At 58.3% G+C, this 19,029-nt stretch carries 17 protein-coding genes; 7 read left to right on the top strand and 10 right to left on the bottom strand.

What is annotated here, in order from left to right:
* On the top strand, nt 1-702 hold a 702-nt coding region (locus tag A3730_RS09365), incomplete at its 5' end, for an LrgB family protein (RefSeq protein ID WP_156501112.1).
* Nucleotides 703-1,139: 437 nt separating this feature from the next.
* Entirely contained in the window at nt 1,140-1,640 is a 501-nt protein-coding gene (rsd, locus tag A3730_RS09370; protein ID WP_063519656.1) for a sigma D regulator, read from the top strand.
* 476 nt (nt 1,641-2,116) lie between these two features.
* Here the strand turns inward: rsd and A3730_RS09375 are convergent, their stop codons facing one another.
* Together A3730_RS09375 and A3730_RS09380 are read right to left on the bottom strand one after the other, a co-directional pair.
* The gene (locus tag A3730_RS09375; RefSeq protein ID WP_082872314.1) at nt 2,117-3,994 is read right to left on the bottom strand and encodes a DUF1302 domain-containing protein; all 1,878 of its coding nucleotides are present in this window, start codon (nt 3,992-3,994) and stop codon (nt 2,117-2,119) included.
* Between the two features lie 131 nt (nt 3,995-4,125).
* On the bottom strand, nt 4,126-5,037 hold the full coding sequence (locus tag A3730_RS09380; RefSeq protein ID WP_063519657.1) for a LysR family transcriptional regulator: 912 nt from the start codon (nt 5,035-5,037) through the stop codon (nt 4,126-4,128).
* A 149-nt stretch (nt 5,038-5,186) separates the two neighbouring features.
* Here A3730_RS09380 and A3730_RS09385 point away from each other — a divergent pair, with 149 nt between their 5' ends.
* Entirely contained in the window at nt 5,187-6,140 is a 954-nt protein-coding gene (locus A3730_RS09385) for an alpha/beta fold hydrolase (protein ID WP_197468617.1), read from the top strand.
* 59 nt (nt 6,141-6,199) lie between these two features.
* Nucleotides 6,200-7,402 carry a serine hydrolase gene (locus A3730_RS09390; RefSeq protein ID WP_197468618.1) on the top strand — a complete coding sequence of 401 codons (1,203 nt, stop codon included), beginning with the start codon at nt 6,200-6,202 and terminating at the stop codon, nt 7,400-7,402.
* 99 nt (nt 7,403-7,501) lie between these two features.
* On the opposite strand, the gene A3730_RS09395 is transcribed toward A3730_RS09390, so the two are convergent.
* Both A3730_RS09395 and A3730_RS09400 read right to left on the bottom strand, forming a co-directional pair.
* Nucleotides 7,502-8,221 carry an FKBP-type peptidyl-prolyl cis-trans isomerase gene (locus tag A3730_RS09395; protein ID WP_063519660.1) on the bottom strand — a complete coding sequence of 240 codons (720 nt, stop codon included), beginning with the start codon at nt 8,219-8,221 and terminating at the stop codon, nt 7,502-7,504.
* Nucleotides 8,222-8,243: 22 nt separating this feature from the next.
* Nucleotides 8,244-8,585 (bottom strand): DUF4124 domain-containing protein, encoded by a 342-nt coding sequence (locus A3730_RS09400; protein WP_063519661.1) that lies wholly within the window; start codon nt 8,583-8,585, stop codon nt 8,244-8,246.
* Between the two features lie 196 nt (nt 8,586-8,781).
* Between A3730_RS09400 and A3730_RS09405 the strand changes: the two genes are divergently transcribed.
* Nucleotides 8,782-9,519: a ParA family protein gene (locus A3730_RS09405; protein ID WP_082872316.1), complete on the top strand. Its 738-nt coding sequence runs from the start codon at nt 8,782-8,784 to the stop codon at nt 9,517-9,519.
* 186 nt (nt 9,520-9,705) lie between these two features.
* On the opposite strand, the gene bioA is transcribed toward A3730_RS09405, so the two are convergent.
* Entirely contained in the window at nt 9,706-10,980 is a 1,275-nt protein-coding gene (gene bioA / locus A3730_RS09410) for an adenosylmethionine--8-amino-7-oxononanoate transaminase (protein WP_063537975.1), read from the bottom strand.
* A gap of 200 nt (nt 10,981-11,180) precedes the next feature.
* Nucleotides 11,181-11,645: a TIGR02444 family protein gene (locus A3730_RS09415; RefSeq protein ID WP_231880586.1), complete on the bottom strand. Its 465-nt coding sequence runs from the start codon at nt 11,643-11,645 to the stop codon at nt 11,181-11,183.
* A 123-nt stretch (nt 11,646-11,768) separates the two neighbouring features.
* On the opposite strand from A3730_RS09415, the gene A3730_RS09420 reads away from it, so the two are divergent.
* A complete protein-coding gene (locus tag A3730_RS09420; protein WP_063537977.1) occupies nt 11,769-13,682 on the top strand; it encodes an ATP-binding cassette domain-containing protein in 1,914 nt (637 codons plus the stop codon).
* Nucleotides 13,683-13,819: 137 nt separating this feature from the next.
* On the opposite strand, the gene A3730_RS09425 is transcribed toward A3730_RS09420, so the two are convergent.
* Nucleotides 13,820-14,986 (bottom strand): acetyl-CoA C-acetyltransferase, encoded by a 1,167-nt coding sequence (locus A3730_RS09425; RefSeq protein ID WP_063520084.1) that lies wholly within the window; start codon nt 14,984-14,986, stop codon nt 13,820-13,822.
* A 413-nt stretch (nt 14,987-15,399) separates the two neighbouring features.
* Between A3730_RS09425 and A3730_RS09430 the strand changes: the two genes are divergently transcribed.
* Entirely contained in the window at nt 15,400-16,560 is a 1,161-nt protein-coding gene (locus tag A3730_RS09430; protein ID WP_063520083.1) for a lipid A deacylase LpxR family protein, read from the top strand.
* A gap of 190 nt (nt 16,561-16,750) precedes the next feature.
* Here the strand turns inward: A3730_RS09430 and A3730_RS09435 are convergent, their stop codons facing one another.
* The 3 genes from A3730_RS09435 to A3730_RS09445 form a co-directional block, all read right to left on the bottom strand.
* Entirely contained in the window at nt 16,751-17,164 is a 414-nt protein-coding gene (locus tag A3730_RS09435; RefSeq protein WP_063520082.1) for a YciI family protein, read from the bottom strand.
* Nucleotides 17,165-17,186: 22 nt separating this feature from the next.
* On the bottom strand, nt 17,187-17,633 hold the full coding sequence (locus tag A3730_RS09440; protein WP_063520081.1) for a nuclear transport factor 2 family protein: 447 nt from the start codon (nt 17,631-17,633) through the stop codon (nt 17,187-17,189).
* Nucleotides 17,634-18,092: 459 nt separating this feature from the next.
* On the bottom strand, nt 18,093-19,029 hold a 937-nt coding region (locus tag A3730_RS09445), incomplete at its 5' end, for an RNA polymerase sigma factor (protein ID WP_063537979.1).

A 19,029-nucleotide genomic window follows, 5' to 3' on the forward strand; every position in this document is an offset into this window, starting at 1 on the left:
GGCCTGGTACACACCCCCCTGTTTGGTGTGCTACTGACGCTGGCCAGCTACCGTTTCGCCCTCTGGATCTACGGCCGCAGCAACAGCCTGCCCGTCTTTCACCCGTTTCTGGTGGCCTCCATCCCGGTGATTATCGTGTTGCCGCTGGTGAATGTGGACTACGAGGAATACCGCGACCAGACCCAGATCATTGCCTTTTTGCTGGGCCCGGCCACCGTTGCCCTGGCCTGGCCGCTATACCGGCAACTGCACACCGTGCGCAGCGTGCTTACCCCCATTGTCATCGCCACCATTCTCGGCGCCTTCATCTCTGCCGCCATCGCGGTGGGACTGGCCTGGTGGCTGGGTGCGCCCGCCGAAGTCGTGGGCTCGCTGGCCCCCAAATCCATCACCACACCAATTGCCGTTGAAGTGGTGAAATCCACCGGCGGCTATGTATCGCTGGCCGCCGGTGCCGTGGCCATCACCGGCATTGTCGGCGCGCTCTCCGCCGGGCCCATCTTCCGGCTGCTCAAGGTCAGCGATCATCGGGTAAAAGGCTTTGCGCTGGGGCTGGTGGCCCATGCCATCGGCACCGCACGGGCTTTCGAATACGGCGAAAAAGCCGGCGCCTTTGCAGGCCTGGCGCTAGGCCTGTGTGGCCTGGTCACCGCACTGGCACTCCCCTGGCTGTGGCCCTGGGTGGCGCAGCATCTCGGCTAACGCGGATTAACCTGAAGCATTACCGCTGTGCCAGCTCGACCGGAGGGGCGGCATTGCTCGTTTTGCAGGACGCAAGAAGCCTGATGCCTGACATTACACCCCCAAAGCAAACCGGTGGTGCGACCACAACCCGGCCCGGTTTGCACAGCCGTCTGGCGTCAAGCACTAGGCATCAGGCATTCCTATCCGCCGTTACAAAGCACTAAAAGCCCCTGCCTTATAAAAAATCCGTCTTTATCAGCAAGTGGCTGACGCCGCGCTGTTTTTTCCACTGTTTGTGGCTACTCCGCAAAAAGGTCACTTTCTGCCCATTGCGCCGCCATCACCCTCCATCCTAGTCTCGATAGCCCTGCTGAAGAATCAGACGTCCGCTCGTACGGCACCGTTCGTACCCCCGGCCCAAGGCAGTCTCAGCCATTCACTAAGGAGGGAATACAATGGCGAGTTCCACATCTGCAGCACTGGCTCAATGGCAACGTATCGAAGCCCTGGTTCAGGCCTGGCTGGATGAACGCCAACAGCTGATTGTTCTGCTGTGCACCATGCAGGGCCTGAAAGGCCTTTCCACTCCCCAGCCTTACGATAACCCGCAACCCATGCACCGGCAGGTACAGCGATTCTGTCAGCTGCTGATGGACTACATCAGTGCCGGCTATTTCGAGGTATATCGGGAACTGGTTAACGAAGCCCGCCACTTTCACCGGGAGAACCCGGCACTGACCCGGCAGATTATGCAGAAGCTGGACAGCTCCACCGATGCCGCCCTGGCTTTCAATGAAGACTTCGAACACCCGAACCAATGCCTGGCCCAACGCAGTGTGCTACCCCAGCGCATCAGTGCACTGATGGAAACCCTGGAAGAACGCTTTGCCCTGGAAGACCAGCTGATTCTCAGCATCCACCAGCAAGAACCGCCGCGGCAGCAGGCGACGCATTAAGGAACCTCTGAATAACTCCTTGCATGCTCAGCGTGACCTGGAGCGTGCAGCTGTTGTGTCTTGTCTCGACGGTAAGGGTGGGCCCCTTTCCTAGAGGCAAGGCGCAGCAGATGCGCACTCCACCGCGCTTTTATGCCCGCCATGGTGCTTCAGGTCTTCCAGGCTGGCCCGCTCTCGTTGTTACGCTTCCTTCGAAGGTAAAGAGCCGATGGATGGGCATATCTCGATCCCCCTTGAGGGGACACCTTCAAAATCGCGCCCCTCTTTACCTTGGCCTAGGGGGCGAACCAGCCTGAAAGACTGAGCACGCAAGGAGTTATTCAGAGGTTCCTTAAGATCATCGCTCACCGACACGGCCGTACACGCTATTTAGCGTACATTGCCTCCACACTTCGCGAGCTGGCCGAACGAGGCAACCGACTCATCGCTTTCCCGGCGCCGGTATCGCAAGCGCCTTTTCATCGTGATCCGGGGTGTTAGAAATTCAGGGCAATACTGGCGGAAATAAAGTCCCTGTCGGTGGCCGAAAAAGGGTCATTCCCCGTGCTTATCCAGCGCAGATCAGTAGTGAGACGCTGCCCGTATTCGGCACTAATGCCCGCACCACCGATCAAGCGGCCCTCAGAAAAATTGGCATCGTAGGACCAACCTTTCACATCCTGGCCGAATAGAACGAAAGGCTTAAGGGTAAACGCGCCGACCACATTGGGATAGATCAACTGGCTGCGCAAACGGTAGCCCCAGGAGAACTGGGAAGCGTATCCATCCTTGGAACAGCCGGTGCTGCCTCTGTCCGGCTGCCCTGCGACCTGACAGCCGACAGCATTGCCACTGGCCAGGTCCGAACCGTACAGGTCTGTGCGGCTGTAGCGGCGTTCGCTTTGTGAAGGCAGGTCGTGGATGTACTTGGCTCCGGCCTCGGTAGCCACCACAAGTGCTTTTGAGCCCAGAACACCCGGAACGGGTTGGATCACGCCCAATGTCAATTGGGAGACCTTGCGACGGTCATAGCCCTGATACACGCTACCGGGAGCTGCATTGATCGAATCCTGCCCCAATGTCAGGTCCTCACCGATGACGCTGGCCAGATAGGCCGGATCATTGGCAAAGGCGGCAATCAGGTCGGCAGTGGCCAGTTGCACGGGCTGATTGGGGCGGTATGAATATTCGCCGAACAATCTTGTGGCCTGCCCTGCCAGGCTCTTGAAGCTGACCCCGTAAATTTGCTGGTCTTCCGGGTACTCAAGGACATATTGGGCATTCTTGTCGGCATCGGCGCTGGAGTCACTGGGTGGGCGCCAGCCTGGCGCAATACCGCTGTCGTCAGGTTGTGAGTAGCTGTCGGTTATCACGCTAGTATAGGGGCGACGAGAGTGGATATTGATGAGGTAGGCAGAAAGCGTGGTGTTGCCCAGATCATGACTCAGGGAAAAACCGAATTGCCCACCATCCCTTGCATCAATATTATTGCCGCGTTCGATGAAAAGCCCGCTTTCATAGGCGACGCGGTCGTTGGGGCCAACCGGTCTGGCACCGTTGCAACCGTCTGCGATAAAGTCCCGTGAACTGAACGCCGTACCACAGGGAGCCACGACGGTATCCTCCCAGGCCAGCTGATAGAACATAGTCATAGCCGTCGCGGGAGTGACAGAAAACGAGGCGCTGATGGCGTTGGTTGTCAGCCTCTTCGAATCACCGGAGAGTCGGATGGCGGGCGTGAAAAAAGGATTGATCACATTGACGCCGTTGATAAAGAAAAGACTTTCACCCCATTTGAAATATTGCTCACCTGCGCGAATCGTCAGATCTTTCTGGAAAGGAGAGAACTTCCCTTCAAGGTAAGCTTCAGTAAAAGCCAGACCGTTGAATCGAGCCAGCCGGTTGTATTGGCTGTCATCCAAAGGGACATTGGCCTGATAGCCGTTAGCGAGAGAGCCAAAAGGGACATCGTGATGAAGTTGGTGATGGTCATACCAGGCTTTGCCGGCAACAACTGCTTTATAGTTCCGGAAACGGGCCTCCAGCTTGGCATTAAGGATCACGGGTGTGGAGGCCAGCTCCTTGCCGGTGTAATTAAGTCGGCCATCATCACCATTGCGCCCGCCCTTCGGGTTGTACATGGACAAGTCACTTTTGCCTACGACCTGGGCGTTGCGCCGAAAAATATAGTCCGGATTGGCATTCTCCGCCGTCCAGATTGCGCCAGCGATAAGGCTGCCGGAAACCTTCACGTCCATATCATTGTTAACCGCTTGCCTCTCTGTGGCCATGGCGGTCGCTGTGGCAAAACTGGTCGCCAGGGCGGCAGACAGGACAATCTTTTCGGGGGCTCTGCAAGGAAATCGCATCTTCATTGTTCGGCCGTCTTTTCTTATTTTGGTTTCCCCACCGCAGCTGACTGCGGGGAGGGTATTGACGGCATGCTAAGACAGCGAGGACCCTGGAATATAATGCTTAATAGGTATATTGGAATAAAAAAGGTGCATCACGCATTGTCCGGCGGACAGAAATGACTACGGCAGATCCGAAGGAAACGTTCAGATGCGGCCGTTCGCGGCTGGTCCTTCGGCTCAACCACAGCCAGTTGAATGGCGTAATTCAGTGAAGGGATGTCCAGTGACAACAGTACATTCTCGCTAAGTTCGGTTTGGTACTGAATTTCCGGGGCAATCGCCCAAGCATCTGTTTCCAGCAGAAGCTTCCTGGTGGCCTCGTAGTCACTACAGATAACACCGGGCGTCAGGCCCAGGGCATTTTCCCTGGCACGCAACATGCTGCGCAGGCGGTGCCCTGATGACAGAACCTGTGGCGCGACCAGAGGATACCGGCTTAGCTGTTCTACGGAAATATCTTTCTCACCGGACAGAGGGTGGTCCGGCCTGGCGAATGCGCGTAGAGGAAGAGAGGTTATCAGTTCCTGCCGGATCCCCGTTGTATCCTGGATGCTCTCAGCGCCCATGAAGAGCATATCCACTTGGCGGTTGACCAGGCGACGATGCAACTCTTCTGGCGTACCTTCACTGATGGTCAGGCTGACATCTGGCGCTTCCAGGAGCATCTTTGAAAGCGTACGCCTGAGAACGCTGGATTTTATTGCTTGCCCGAATGCCAGCCGAAGCTCACCAGTGGCAACGCTCTGCTGAATCTCCGCCTCTCTTTTCAAATCGCTGAGAGTGGATAGTACGGTTTCTGCTCGATGCCGAATCTGCAGACAGAACTCTGTCGGCGTCATACCGGATTTGGAGCGCAAGAAAAGGGGCGTGCCCAACTGGCTTTCGAGGTTGGCCAGGCTGCGCGTCAGTGCAGGCTGCGTGATATGCAAGGCCTGTGACGCGGCGTGTATCGTGCCGTAATCAAGCACGGCTTTCAGATGAGAGAGCTGCTTTGTACTTATCATGTTTATAACACTTAGTTATTCCTCACTACCTATAATGCATTATAGATTTTCCCTTGGCCCTGATATACCTATTCCTCCTCATAACATTTATGCATTTTATTAGCATAGGAATAACAAATATGACATCACGGTCACTTCGGCAAGTTCCATTGCTGATCACGTTTCTCTTATCACTTCTGCTGCCCGCTCTGGCCCTGGCCACGAAACAGCAGGCAAAAGATTATCTCGCTGCGGAGCGACTTATCACACACGGCAACACAACCAACGCCGTCCGTTTGTACCGCCAAGACGCAAGTCAGGGTGACTATGTCACGATCATCCCATCCCTGGGGCGGGGGGTAGCTGATTACACAGAACAGTACCAATCCACGCTGGTCACGCGACTGGTTGAAGCCGGGTACCAGGTCATTCTGATAGAGCCAAGAGGTGTTGGTGAAAGCAAGGGCGAGCTGACACCCGGTCAGGTTTCCATGGAAATGCTGGTTGACGATGTACGGCTCAGCCTGGACGCATTCAACATCAAGAAAGTGCACATGATTGGTCATGCTTTTGGCAACAGGTTGTCCCGAACCTTCGCGACGCTGTACCCGGAACGGATCGACAAGCTGGTTCTGCTGGCGGCGGGCGGTAACTTCGAAATGAGCGCCGAACAAAAAGCCTGCCTGCGAGGCTCTATTACGCCGACGGAAGGTACAGAGAAACGCCGTGCGGCGATTCAGTGTGCGTTCTTCGCCGAAGGCAATTCGCCGGATGCCTGGTTGACAGGCTGGTATCCGAAACTGGCGATGGCACAGGTCCATGCCGCCAGGAGTATTGACGGCGATATTTTCAAAAACGCGGGCGGGAAGCCCTTTCTTTTGATTCAACCGGCACAGGATTTCATTGCTCCGCCACACCTAGCTGGCCGCCCGATCAAGGAAGAGTTGGGTGCGCAGGTAACCTATGTGGAATTGCCCGAGACGGGGCATGCCTTAACCTCCGAGCGCCCGGACAAGGTGGCAGAGATCATGCTGGATTATTTCGCCACTGAAAGCAGCTATGACAGACAACGAAAGAAGCCGCTCAGCGGTTCCCCAACAACAAGAAGGGAGTCAAAACGATGAAATGGTCAGTATCAAGAACCCGGAAGCAGGTAACAGGCACGGTGATCTTGGCGCTTAGCATGACAGGCAGCGTGTTGCCGGTCGCCGGTCATGCAGCAAGCACCGCTGAGGTATGTGGCCGCAAGGAAATAGGCGAAGTTGCCCGCTACTTCTCCACGAAAACGCCTGATGCAGCCCAGCATTTCCGGTCTGCCTACCAGCGTTTTTCCGCTACCAAACTGGCACCCGGTAATACTGTGATTGAACTACCGGAGGGACAGCCCCTCCCACCGGTGAGTTTTTCCCTCAAGGGACAGAGCGCATCGCAGGAGGATTACTTCGCATCCCGGAAGGTGAGCGGCTTTCTCGTCATCAAGGACGGCGAAATCCGCGAGGAAACTTACCGCCTGGGCGCCGATCGCTCATCTGTCTTTCTGATTAATTCCATGTCTAAATCCGTTGTTTCGCTGCTGGTGGGCATCGCGGTGGATCAGGGAATGATTGACGATATCGACCAGCCGATCACCGAGTACCTGCCCGAGCTTAAAGAAAGCGGCTTCCAGGGAGCGTCCATACGCGACCTGTTGAACATGTCGACGGCCGTATATTTCAAGGGGCAATCCCCTGATGCCGCCGGTGAGGGCAGGGATATCCGTCCGGCGGCGGGGGCCAGTTTTGCCTGCGGCGCCAGCCTTCGCCCCTATCCCGGCACGGCGCTCAAAAAGAAGGGCGTGGAACACGGCGAGAAGTGGGAATACATTAATACCAATACCCAGGTTCTGACCATGTTGGTGGAGAAGGCATCGGGCATGACGGCGGCAGAATTTGCCGAGACAAATCTGTGGTCGAAGATCGGCGCCAAGAGTCCGGCGTACTGGCTGACGGATCAGGCCAAAGATGCCGAACCGATTGAGCAGGGCTGGATGGGCATGAATGCCCGCCTGCGTGATTTGGGACGCTTGGGATTAATGCTGACTCACGACGGCAAAGTGGCGGAAATGCAGGTCATATCACCGCAGTGGCTGTCCGATAGCTTCTCTCCCGATAATGCGGCATTGGAAACGCTGGAGAAACAGCCCTTGTTCGGGTACAGCCATCAATGGTGGCTGCCGGCGGGTAACGGCGAGGAAATCATGGGGGTGGGCTTTGGAGGCCAGTATCTCTATGTGAATCCGGCCGAAAATCTGGTCATTGTGATGACTAGCGTGTCTCCTGAATACGGCATGTCAAGCAAGGCTGACGCTCTGGCGCTATTTCGCGCGGTGTCAACCAGATTACAATAACCCGGAATGCGGCTGGCAAAGGGCGGTTGCAGCCGCAGATCCGCACAAAAAGAGGGCGCACAAAGGCGCCCTCTTTTGCGGATAAAACAGCAACAGCGATTATTCTTCGCCTTGCGCCTCATCACCACTGCCTTTCACATCCAGCAGCTCGATTTCGAAAATCAGCACCTGGTTCGGGCCAATGTCGCCACCCGCACCTTGCTCGCCGTAGGCCAGTGACGGCGGCAGGACGATTTTCCACTTGTCGCCTTCCTTCATCATCGGCAGCGCTTCCTGCCAACCCGGAATGATCTGCTGCAGGCCGAAGGTCGCAGGCTGATCACGCTCTACGGAGCTGTCGAACACAGTGCCGTCGGGCAGCGTGCCGTGGTAGTGAACTTCCACGGTGTCTTCCAGAGTCGGAGATGCCGCTCCTTCTTCACCGGAGGCCAGCACTTCGTACTGCATGCCGCTGTCGGTAACGGTCACGCCGTCACGTTCAGCATTGTCCGCCAGGAATTTTTCGCTGGCTTCCAGGTTCTTGCCAGCTTCTTCTTCAACCTTTTTCTGCTGGGCGGCCATCATACGGCCCTGGAAATCACGGATCAGCTGATCCAGATCTTCATCACCCAGACGGGACTCGCCCTTCTCGTCGAAGCCATCACGCAGGCCTGCAACCATGGCATCCAGATCCAGGTTTTCCAGGCTGCGCATCTGCTCGGCACTGCGGAAACCCAGTGCATAGGACGCCTTCTGGTCATCCGTTTTCACTTCTGCGTTGTCCTGACCACAAGCGGCCAGCAAGACCGTTCCTGCCAGCACGATTCCCAATTTCTTCATTCTGCCTCCAATTGGCCAACTGTTATTGTTTCTGTTGTGTCTCTTCCAGCCCCTTGCCACCGCGCATCTCTTCCGCGCTGATGGTGTCCGGAGCTTTTACCGTAATGGGTTCCGCCGATACACCCGGCGGCGGAATCTGGCCATACTGCCAGTTTCCATCGGGGTCACGCCAGCGATACAGCTCCGTGTCCCCCTTTTTTTCCAGCCAGGGAGACAGGCTCCCGTCAAACAGCTTTTCCGGCTGTTGCCAGTTCTGTTCCACATGCTGCCAGTTTAGCAATGGCTTGCCACCACCCAGCGGCACAATAAACAAGGCCGCCAGCACTGCCAGCAGCAGCACCACAATAATGAGCAAAAAACGCATAACGCCGGATTCCCCTGTAGAGCCCCTTCACGGGATCGAGTTCCCCATGGGAGCAAAATAACATCACAATTTACATCACTTATGCCACTTTTGCGGTAGTGTTGAATTTGTGAGCACAATCACCCTTTCTTCCGACAGTCACCGCACCGGCATTAGGGGCAGGTAGAATCATACGAAATAACCATAAAGAAACGGTATGAACAGCGCACAGAATAGCCCATCCACGGGGATCGGCTCCCAGCACAGGTCCCACGCTTCGCGTTTGGTGATTCTGGTCGCAAACAGCAAAGGGGGTTGCGGCAAAACCACCATCGCCACCAACCTGGCTTGCTATTTCGAAGCCTTGGGGCGCCCGGTATGTCTGATGGATCTGGACCCGCAGCAGTCCGCCACCCAATGGCTGAAGATGCGCCACTCCGCCACTATTCAAGGTCTGAGCTGGCCTGCCGGTGAACCGGTTTCCCTGGGCCGCCTGCAGCAACGTCTGGATCAGGCAGGCAATCTGGTCATCATCGACTCTCCCGCCGGGCTTGATCCGCATCAGTTGGATCATCTGATGCGACTCTCCCAGGTGGTGCTGGTTCCTGTGCTGCCCAGCCCCATTGATATCCGCGCCACCACCCGGTTTCTGCAAAGCGTGATGCTCACCCCCAGCTACCGCCGGCGCCCCCGACGGCTGGCAGTGATCGCCAACCGGGCACGCACCCGCACAAAAATGTACGAAGCCCTGCGCCAGTTTCTTGCCAGCCTGAAAATTCCCTATCTGGTCACCCTGCGCGACACGCAGCTTTATGTGCAAGCCATGAGCCAGGGCGAAGGCATCATGGATGCCGCCGTCTCCCGCCACCTTGAAGACCAGCAACACTGGCGGCTAATCGGCGAATGGCTGGAGGTACAGCGGCATTTAATACAGACCATGCCGGGGTTTCGTTAACCCACCTGTAGAGTTCCCTTCCAGGGGACGAACCGCGTGTAAACGCGGAATTGCCCGCAGGGCGATCAGGTTCTAGATCGACTCATGACAGTGCGGCAGGTGAAAGCTCTTGTAGCCTCGCTTCGCGAGGTTCGTCCCCTGGAAGGGAACGCCTACAGCGGGTTTGTAGAAAGTTAGGTCTTAACGTCAACTGCCCTCTGCCAAATCCCGCATGGCCCCAGTGAGCTTGCTTAAATCCTCCGGCTCGATCACGAACGGCGGCATGATGTAGACCAGCTTGCCGAACGGACGAATCCATACGCCCAGCTCCACAAAACGCGCCTGCACCTGCTCCATGGCCACCGGTTCTTTCATTTCCATCACTCCGATGGCGCCCAGCACCCGGGTATCGGCCACCGCAGGCAGCGTCTTCAACGGCAGCAATTCCTCCTTGAGCTGACTCTCGATGGCGGCCACTTTTTGCTGCCAGCCGGACTCCAGCAGTAACTGGATGCTGGCGTTGGCCACGGCGCAGGCCAGCGGGTTACCCATAAAAGTCGGCCCGTGCATCAGCACCCCGGCCTCCCCCTCACAAATACCCGCGGCTACCTGACCGGTACACAACGTGGCCGCCAGAGTCATATAGCCCCCGGTAATCGCCTTGCCCAGGCACAGGATATCCGGGCACACATCCGCATGCTCCAGCGCAAACAACTTGCCGGTGCGACCAAAGCCCGTGGCGATTTCATCTAAGATCAGCAACACACCGTACTCGTCACACAGGGCCCGCACCGCTTTCAGGTAGGTGGGATGATAAATACGCATGCCGCCAGCGCCCTGCACCACCGGCTCCAAAATCACGGCGGCGATCTCCTGGTGATGGGCCGCCAGCATCTGCTGGATGGAATCCAGATCCGCCGTATCGAAATCACTGTCATAGGGGCACTGCGGTGCCTCAGCAAAATAATGTTTGGCCAGCACGCCACTGAACAGCGAATGCATGCCGTTGACCGGATCACAGGCCGCCATGGCGCCAAACGTATCGCCGTGATAACCGTTGCGCAGGGCCAGCAGTTTGTCCTTGCCGGTGTACCCCTGGCTCAGCCAGTACTGCAGCGCCATCTTGATCGCCACTTCCACGGCCACCGAGCCGCTGTCGGCCAGAAACACTTTCTCCAATGGATCGGGGGTCAGCGCCACCAGCTTCTTGCCCAGCTCCACCGCCGGTTCGTGGGTCAGCCCGCCGAACATCACATGGGCCATACGATCAATCTGGTCTTTTGCCGCCTGGTTCAGCACCGGGTGGTTATAGCCATGCACGGCTGCCCACCAGGACGACATGCCATCGACGAGTTCACGCCCGTCATCCAGTGTCAGCCTCACCCCGGACGCACTGGCCACAGGAAAGGTGGGCAACGGTTTCGAGGTAGACGTATAAGGATGCCAGAGGTGGTCGCGATCGAAATCCAGGTCGGTGCTCATGGGATGGTCCGAATAAAACGTGGACAGGAAGAATGGCAGCGGCGGGGGGAAAGTTCAAAGTTGAAAGTGGTAACACGCGATTTCTGCAGGAACACCGCTTGAGGTGCGAACCGAGTGTCAACGCGGAATCGGCGGCAGGACAATCAGGCGCTCCAGGGCTCAACAGGCTTTCTGGAACGGGACGGGAGTAGCGGCAATGCCTAGAGCGCAACCAACTCATTGAGCGATTTCTGCAACCCTTCGCACTGCGCCGTTTCCGGGACCAGCACCAGCAACCAGCCCATCGGGTCCACCGGTTTGCCGGCCGGCAGCAAGGTATCGCAGAGCATCGGCAGAGAGGTCAACAACCAGCGCTCGCCTTCCAGCTCCACCTGCTGGAGTTGCCGCTTGAATTCGGGCAACCGCTCATCCTGCCCGGCCTTTCGGCGCACCGCCCGCAGAGGTCGCAGGTAATCCGACTCGAACTGCCCGGCCAGTTCCGCCAACCGCCGGCCCACCTTGGCATCCGGTTGCTTGCCCAGCGCGGCCAGCCACAGCCCACACAGCATCAACGACACCGGCACCTGATATTCATCCTGCAAATACAGGCAGGTTTTCTCGAACGCCTTGTCCTGCCAACGGCCCAGCGCGAAACGCCACAGATCCGGTTTTATCTCATCACTCACGGGTATCCCCTGATTCACCGTCCGCTGACGGGTTGGTGCTTAAACAGGCCATCGCTTACACTGCGCCGGTTTCCTGCGCGTCTACACTTGCACGCAGGCCACTGTCTTGGAAATAGGCTCACCATGCTGTCTCTCGAACATATCAACCTTCGTCGCGGCCCCGACCTGCTGCTGGAAGATGCCAACCTGGTCTTGCACAAGGGCTGGCGCGTGGGGCTGGTGGGCCGCAATGGCAGCGGTAAAAGTTCGCTGTTCAAGCTTATCATGGGCGAGCTGGAGAGCGACGGCGGCAACCTCAATCTGCCTGCCGACTGGCGCCTGGCCATGATGGCCCAGGAAGTACCGGCACTGGACCAGCCAGCCATCGATTACGTGCTGGACGGCCACCATGCCCTGCGCGCCGCCGAGCGCAAACTGGCGGCCGCCGAACAGGCCGGCGACAACCACGCCATTGCCCTGACCCACGGCGAGCTGGACGCGCTGCACGCCTGGCAGCAACCGGCCAACGCCGCCGTCCTGCTGGCGGGCCTGGGCTTTAGCGAAGCCCAGCAACGGCAGCCGGTCTCCAGCTTTTCCGGTGGCTGGCGCATGCGCCTGAATCTGGCCCAGGTACTGATGAGCGACGCGGACCTGTTGCTTCTCGATGAGCCCACCAACCACCTGGATCTGGATGCCATTCTGTGGCTGCAGAGTTATCTGATTCAGCAGCCCGGAGCGTTGTTGGTGATCTCCCATGACCGGGCGTTCCTGGATGCCATCGTCACCCAGATTCTGCACATCGAACATAACAGCCTGAAGCAGTACACCGGCGGCTACTCCGACTTCGAACGCGAGCGCGCCGAAAAGCTGGCCCTGCAACAGAAGATGCACGACAAGCAGCAAACCCAGGTCGCCCACCTGCAAAAATTCATTACCCGCTTCAAGGCAAAAGCCAGCAAGGCCAAGCAGGCCCAGAGCCGGGTAAAGGCGCTGGAAAAACTGGAACTGATTGCCCCCGCCCATGTGGATTCCGGCTTCAGTTTTGATTTTCACAGCCCGGAAAAACTGCCCAACCCCNTGGAGAACCTGGACGCGGCGCAATGCGGCTATCGCAATAACGGCGTCGATACGGTGATCCTGGACCAAGTCAACCTGAGCCTGCGTCCGGAAACCCGCATCGGCCTGCTCGGCCCCAATGGCGCAGGCAAATCCACCCTGGTGCGCACCCTGGTGGGCGAACTGCCCGCCTTGGGCGGCCACTTTGAAAAAAACGATGATCTGAAAATCGGTTACTTCCACCAGCAACAGGTGGATCGCCTGGACGCCAACGACACCCCCTACCAGATGCTGTCACGGTTCTATCCGCAATGGAGCGAATCGCAATTGCGCAGCGAACTGGGCCGCTTCGGCTTTCAGGGCAATGATGTGTTTGCCCCCATCGGGCGTTTTTCCGGCGGCGAGAAAGCCCGCCTGGCGCTGGCCATGATCGTCCAGCAAAAGCCTGCCCTGTTGTTACTCGATGAGCCCGCCAACCACCTGGACCTGGACATGCGCGAAGCGCTGACCCTGGCCCTGCAAGCCTTCGAAGGGGCCGTGGTGCTGGTCTCCCACGACAGGCATTTGCTGGAAACCACCGTGGACGATTTTTTCCTGGTGGCCAACGGCAGCGTCAGCCATTTCGATGGCGACCTGGACGACTATGCTCGCTGGTTGCAACAAAACCGCCGCGACGGCAAACCGGTGAAAGAAGAGAAAGCCAGCGATGGCCAGGACGCCAAGGCCCGCCGCCAGCAAGCCGCCCAACAGCGCCAGCAGTTACGACCGTTGAAAAAACAGGTAGAAACCCTGGAAAAACAGCTGGGCCAGTGCAGCGAGAAATTAATCGCTGTGGAAGCGTCGTTAGGTGACGACACGCTATATACCGACGCAAACCGCAAGGATGAAATGAACAACCTGCTGGCAGACCAGGCCCGCCTGAAGCAACAGCACGACGAACTGGAAGGGGCGCTACTGGAAGCCATGGAAGCGCTGGAGGAGGCTGAAAGCGCCCTGCCGTAATCCCCATCAGGCAATGAGGCGCGTGATATTCACCCTGCTCCGCGAAGAACCAACAAAAAGCCGGCCCGAACAATTCGGGCCGGCTTTTTCATGGAATGGCAGCCGTGGTCAGCTCGGCTTTCATTCTTTTGCTGCTATTACAACACTTCGATAATGGTCGCGTTAGCGGTGCCCAGGCCTTCGCAGATGGCCAGCAAACCGTACTTGCCGCCACGGCGTTTCAGCTCATACACCAATGTGCCCATCAGCTTGGAACCGGTGGCCCCCAGCGGGTGGCCCAGCGCCTGGGCGCCACCGTTCACGTTCAGTTTTTCGTAATCCGCACCCAGGGCCTTCATCCAGGCCAGCGGCACGGAGCCGAACGCTTCGTTGACTTCGTACAGATCGATATCCGCCATGGTCATGCCGGCCTGCTTGAGTACTTTCTCGGTGGCCGGGATCGGGCCTTCCAGCACCATGGTCGGATCAGAACCCACCACCGCCATGGCGTGAATACGCGCCAGCGGCGTCAGGCCCAGTTCCTTGACCGCTTTTTCGCTGGCGATCATCACCGCCGAAGCGCCGTCGGTAATCTGGCTGGCATTGGCAGCGCTGATATGGCCCCCTTCCTGCAGCGGCTGCAACGCCTTGATGGCATCCAGTTCTGCTTCCCAGCGGATGCCTTCATCCACGGTATGCTCGTCGCTGCTGCCATCTTCCAGGGTAATCGGCACCGGAATGATTTCATCCTTGAAGCGGCCTGCTTCCGTGGCGGCAGCGCCACGCTTGTGGGAGTCGTAGGCAAACTGGTCCAGCTCCGCCTTGCTCACTCCGTATTTCTCCGCCATACGCTCGGCGCCATGGAACTGGCTGAAGGTTTCGCCCGGATAGCGCTTGCTGATTTCACCGGTAAACGGGTTACCCATTTCCTTGACCGCCATCACCGGAGAACCGATGGGCACCTGGCTCATGGATTCCACCCCGCCGGCAATCACCAGGTCCTGGGTGCCACTCATCACCGCCTGGGCGGCAAAGTGGATCGCCTGCTGGGAGGAGCCGCACTGACGGTCGATGGTGACGCCCGGCACGGATTCCGGCAGGCAGGAACTGAGAATGGACGTGCGCGCCACGTTAAAGGTCTGCGGACCGATCTGGCTGACACAACCAAAAATCACGTCGTCGATTTTTTCCGGCGCCACACCGGTGCGCTCGACCACCGCATCAATAACGCGACCGCCCATATCTGCGGGATGCACCTTGCTCAGCCGACCGTTCTTCTTGCCACCAGCGGTACGCACCGCCGCTACGATATATGCTTCTGCCACCGTGCTCTCCTCATTATCACAGTCTGTTGACCATCAGGTCATGGATATGAAATCGAGGCTACGCCCTCTCCATAAGCAAGCTCAATGACCGAAGTGAACGGCAGGAGCGGGGATCTGGTCATTTCCCGGAGGGAGTGCAGGGTTCTGGAAGAATCGAAAAATTCGATTAAATGGCCAACCCTGTCGCACTGTTTCATCGAACAGTCATCGCCCATTCTAGTCCCATTGAACACTCAGCGGCCCAACGATGGCGCCGCTGCCGCTGGCAGAACAACAACTCTCTGTAGAAACAGGCAACAACCGCCCAGCAACGCGATACCGACCATGCGCGTGCGGGGCATACCGTACGCGTCACTGAATTGCAGTTCTGGCGAGCCGCTTGTGGGCTCCCGGAGTGAGACGGATACGGAGCCATGACAGAGAACACACGCGACAGCCTTTTTCCCTCCCCCGGTTTTCGGGCCACAGCCTTACTGGCGATCGCCATGCTGGCGGGCCCGGGACTGAGCGTCGCCGCGACCCTGTCCGACACCGCCTCGCCGTTGGCCCGGGCCGCAGACCCGGGACTCACCGAAATGCGTCCACGCCAATCCCGCCCTCAACCGCAGCAGGAGCGTGAAACCGGTAGCTGGGCGCTGACCCTGGATAACGACATGCTGGTGCCGGGCACCCGTGATCAGGATTACACCTACGGCCTCAGCATGGCCGCCACCGGCACCCGGGCACGGGATTTTCTGCTTTCCCTGGACACCCCGCTGGGCTGGATCGATACCGCCCTGGGCCTCAATAGCCTGTCCGGGAGCCGGGTTCGCGGCCACAGTTTTGAAGCGGGCATTTTCGGCTTCACCCCGGAACAGAAAGAGCGGCCTGAGCCCCTCTACGACGACCGCCCCTACGCCAGCATGATCTACCTTTCCAGCAGCCGCGTGCAGGTGAATCCCGACGACCAGGTGGCCTGGCACAGCACCCTGACACTGGGCGCCCTGGGGCTGGATCTGGCCGGCAACATTCAAAATGGCGTGCACAAGGTCATCGGCAGTGAACAAGCGGAAGGCTGGGACCACCAGATCAGCGATGGCGGCGAACCCACCGCTCGCTACGCGGTGGCCCGGCAGAAGACCCTGCCCATTTCCAGCGACAATCTGGAAGTGAAAAGCACCGTGGAAGGTTCCGTGGGTTACCTCACCGAAGCACGCTGGAGCCTGAGCTTTCGTGCCGGGCGCCTGCGCAGCCCCTGGTGGCAGAGCAACCCGGAACTGACCCGCTACGGCGAACGCAACAACACCACCGCCACCAGTGAGGACAACGAACACTATGTGTGGGGCGGCATCGCGCTGGTCGGGCGCGCCTACAATGCGTTTCTGCAGGGCCAGTTCCGGGACAGCGATGTGCGCTACGACAGCGACGAAGTGAACCATGGCGTCGCCGAAGCCTGGCTGGGTTACACCTATGCCTTCAGTGACGGCTACCGGCTCAGCTATGTCCTGCGCGGCCACACCTCCGAACTGAAAGAGGGCGTGGGCGACCGCAATGTACTGTGGGGCGGTTTGGTTTTTGCGAAGACCTTTGATTAGGACCTGTTAACACTACCGAGGTGACGCCTGTTGAGCCCCCCAAAGTTTTAGGGCGCCTCTGAAAAAAGACAGGCAGGCTGTGGGAAGCGATGCTTGCATCGCGACAGGACCGGCCACACCCGACGTTATTCGTGATGCAAGCATCACTTTCCAAAGAAAATCAGGGGTGCCGGGCGTTTTCAAAAACGCTTTAGTCCGTCACCTTCTCGTTTTCCGATACGGCGTCCGCATAAGGCACGGCATCCGACGACTCGCCGTAGATATCGCGCACCGGCCGCACCTCGATGCTGCCGTAGCGTGCCGGCGGAATACGGCTGGCCACACGGATCGCATCGTTCAGGTCATTGGCGTCGATCAGGTAAAAGCCCGCCAGCTGCTCCTTGGTTTCCGCAAAGGGGCCATCGGTGACACTCACCTGCCCATCACGCAAACGCACCGTGGTCGCCGTGGACACCGGTTGCAGGGCGGAGCCATCCAGCATCACGCCGGACTCCTGCAAGCCGCCGCTGTAGGATTGGCACTCCTGGTTAAGCGATTGCCAGTGATCATCGCCACGTTCCTGCATCGCCGCTTCGTTGTAATACACCAGACATAGATATTTCATCGTGCTCTCTCCCGGGTCGGTTTTAATTAAAAGGTACCGGTGCGTGCTCCGGTTGCCACGTCATAATCAGCGACATGCCCTCAGGATTGAACGGGCAGGAAAAGTGTTCGTGCACAATCTTCCACTGGTCGCCATCACGTTTCCACACATGTGTACAGCGCATCCAGCCGCCCTGCTTTTCCCCTTCCACGGTGGCACCGCAATGGGTCAGGCTGTGCGACACCGCCAGGGAATCGGATGCTTCCACAACCAGGTCGTGCATCTCGAAAAACGCTTCCGCCGGGCAGGACTCCATGCACTTTTGCCAATGCGCCCGATACGCTTTCTCGCCAGATACCTGAATAGCCAGAATGGCATCGAATGAACGGATAGCCGGGTGATAGAGGGCCATGATCGCCTCGACATCATTATCGGCTGCGCCTTTCAGCCAGCGGCGAGTCAGGTCCTGAATGGTTGCTTCAATGCTCATGTTCAACTCCTTTATGGGTCACTTTCCCATTAGTCGAACCTGAAACCCCGCTTTCGACAGCGCCCCTGTTTATTTTATTCATCGCAGAATTAAGCGGTGAGCCAATTTCAGGCGTTGTCTTTTTATCCACCCCGCGCAACCGCTAGACGCCGGATGCCCGACGACGGACGCTTGCATTCAAAACCTGAACACTATGGCCGCCGTGCTTTCCGCGCAAAATGCATTGCCCGATTATTGCCGGAATGATGGCCCTGACTATTCCTTAAAATAACGCTCAAAAGAGACACCGCAATAACGACGGCCTCTCAGGCTATGGGGTTTTACGTCAGGCATTCGGCGTCGAGCGTTTGGCAAAGTGCCAAGTATTTGCGAGAACCCATCAAACAGCGAGAAGCGTGTTATCCATTCGAACCCGCGATGAGCTATTTGTTTCAAAACTCCGCTGACCGCGAAAAACCGCTACCTGGAAAGGTCGGCAAGCCGTTGTTGCAGAAAGCGTTTCTCCGCTGGTTGCGTCGCCAATGCCAGTGCTTGCGTGTAGGCCTGAGCCGCCGCGTCCTGATGGCCCAACTGCCGGTGCATATCGGCCAGTGCGGCATGGGCCAGGTGATACCCTTGCAGGGCCTTGTTCTCCATCAGCGGCTCCAGCGACTGCAAGCCCGCCTCCGGTCCATCACGCATGGCCAGGGCCGCCGCCCGATTGAGCGCCACGATGGGGGTCGGCATATGCTGCATCAACAGATCATAGAGTCCGACGATTTCCTGCCAGTCGGTCTCCGCACTGCTGGGTGACTGTGCATGCACTGCCGCAATGGCGGCCTGCAGGGTATAAGGCCCGAAGCGCCGTGACAGCAAGGCTTGGCGCACCAGCTGATCGGCGCGCTGGATTTCCTGCCGGTCCCAGAGGCTGCGCTGCTGGTTTTCCAGTAGCACCAGCTCGCCTTGCGCATCCGTTCGCGTGGCCCGACGAGCATGGTGAAGCAACATCAGCGCCAGCAAGCCCTGGCATTCCGGGTCCGGCTGGTCGGTGCGTTCCGCCAACAAGGCCAGCACCAGCTCGGCCAGGCGAATCGCTTCCTCACTGAGATCATGGCGCAACGCCTGCTCGCCGGACGATGCCAGATAGCCCTCGTTGAACACCAGATAGATCACCTGCAGGACCGACTGCAGACGTTCCGCCAATGCCGCGCCTTCCGGCACCTCGTAGGGAATTTTCGCATCGCGGATCTTGCCCTTGGCGCGGACAATACGCTGGGCTACGGTGGCGGGTTTGCTGAGAAAGGCGCGGGCGATGGCTTCCGTGGTGAGTCCACACACTTCCCGTAATGTCAGCGCCACCTGTGCTAGCGCCGCCAGCCCCAGGTGGCAACAGGTGAAGATCAGGCGCAGCCGGTCA

The sequence above is a fragment of the Alcanivorax sp. HI0044 genome, assembly GCF_001634945.1.

What these genes read in the sequence shown, in the direction of transcription:
- A3730_RS09390 (WP_197468618.1), top strand. Translation starts at nt 6,200, where the DNA reads ATGACAGGCAGCGTGTTGCCGGTCGCCGGTCATGCAGCAAGCACCGCT.
- A3730_RS09440 (WP_063520081.1), bottom strand. Translation starts at nt 17,633, where the DNA reads ATGAGCATTGAAGCAACCATTCAGGACCTGACTCGCCGCTGGCTGAAA.
- A3730_RS09380 (WP_063519657.1), bottom strand. Translation starts at nt 5,037, where the DNA reads ATGATAAGTACAAAGCAGCTCTCTCATCTGAAAGCCGTGCTTGATTAC.
- bioA (WP_063537975.1), bottom strand. Translation starts at nt 10,980, where the DNA reads ATGAGCACCGACCTGGATTTCGATCGCGACCACCTCTGGCATCCTTAT.
- A3730_RS09395 (WP_063519660.1), bottom strand. Translation starts at nt 8,221, where the DNA reads ATGAAGAAATTGGGAATCGTGCTGGCAGGAACGGTCTTGCTGGCCGCT.
- A3730_RS09435 (WP_063520082.1), bottom strand. Translation starts at nt 17,164, where the DNA reads ATGAAATATCTATGTCTGGTGTATTACAACGAAGCGGCGATGCAGGAA.
- A3730_RS09405 (WP_082872316.1), top strand. Translation starts at nt 8,782, where the DNA reads ATGAACAGCGCACAGAATAGCCCATCCACGGGGATCGGCTCCCAGCAC.
- A3730_RS09375 (WP_082872314.1), bottom strand. Translation starts at nt 3,994, where the DNA reads ATGAAGATGCGATTTCCTTGCAGAGCCCCCGAAAAGATTGTCCTGTCT.
- A3730_RS09400 (WP_063519661.1), bottom strand. Translation starts at nt 8,585, where the DNA reads ATGCGTTTTTTGCTCATTATTGTGGTGCTGCTGCTGGCAGTGCTGGCG.
- rsd (WP_063519656.1), top strand. Translation starts at nt 1,140, where the DNA reads ATGGCGAGTTCCACATCTGCAGCACTGGCTCAATGGCAACGTATCGAA.
- A3730_RS09430 (WP_063520083.1), top strand. Translation starts at nt 15,400, where the DNA reads ATGACAGAGAACACACGCGACAGCCTTTTTCCCTCCCCCGGTTTTCGG.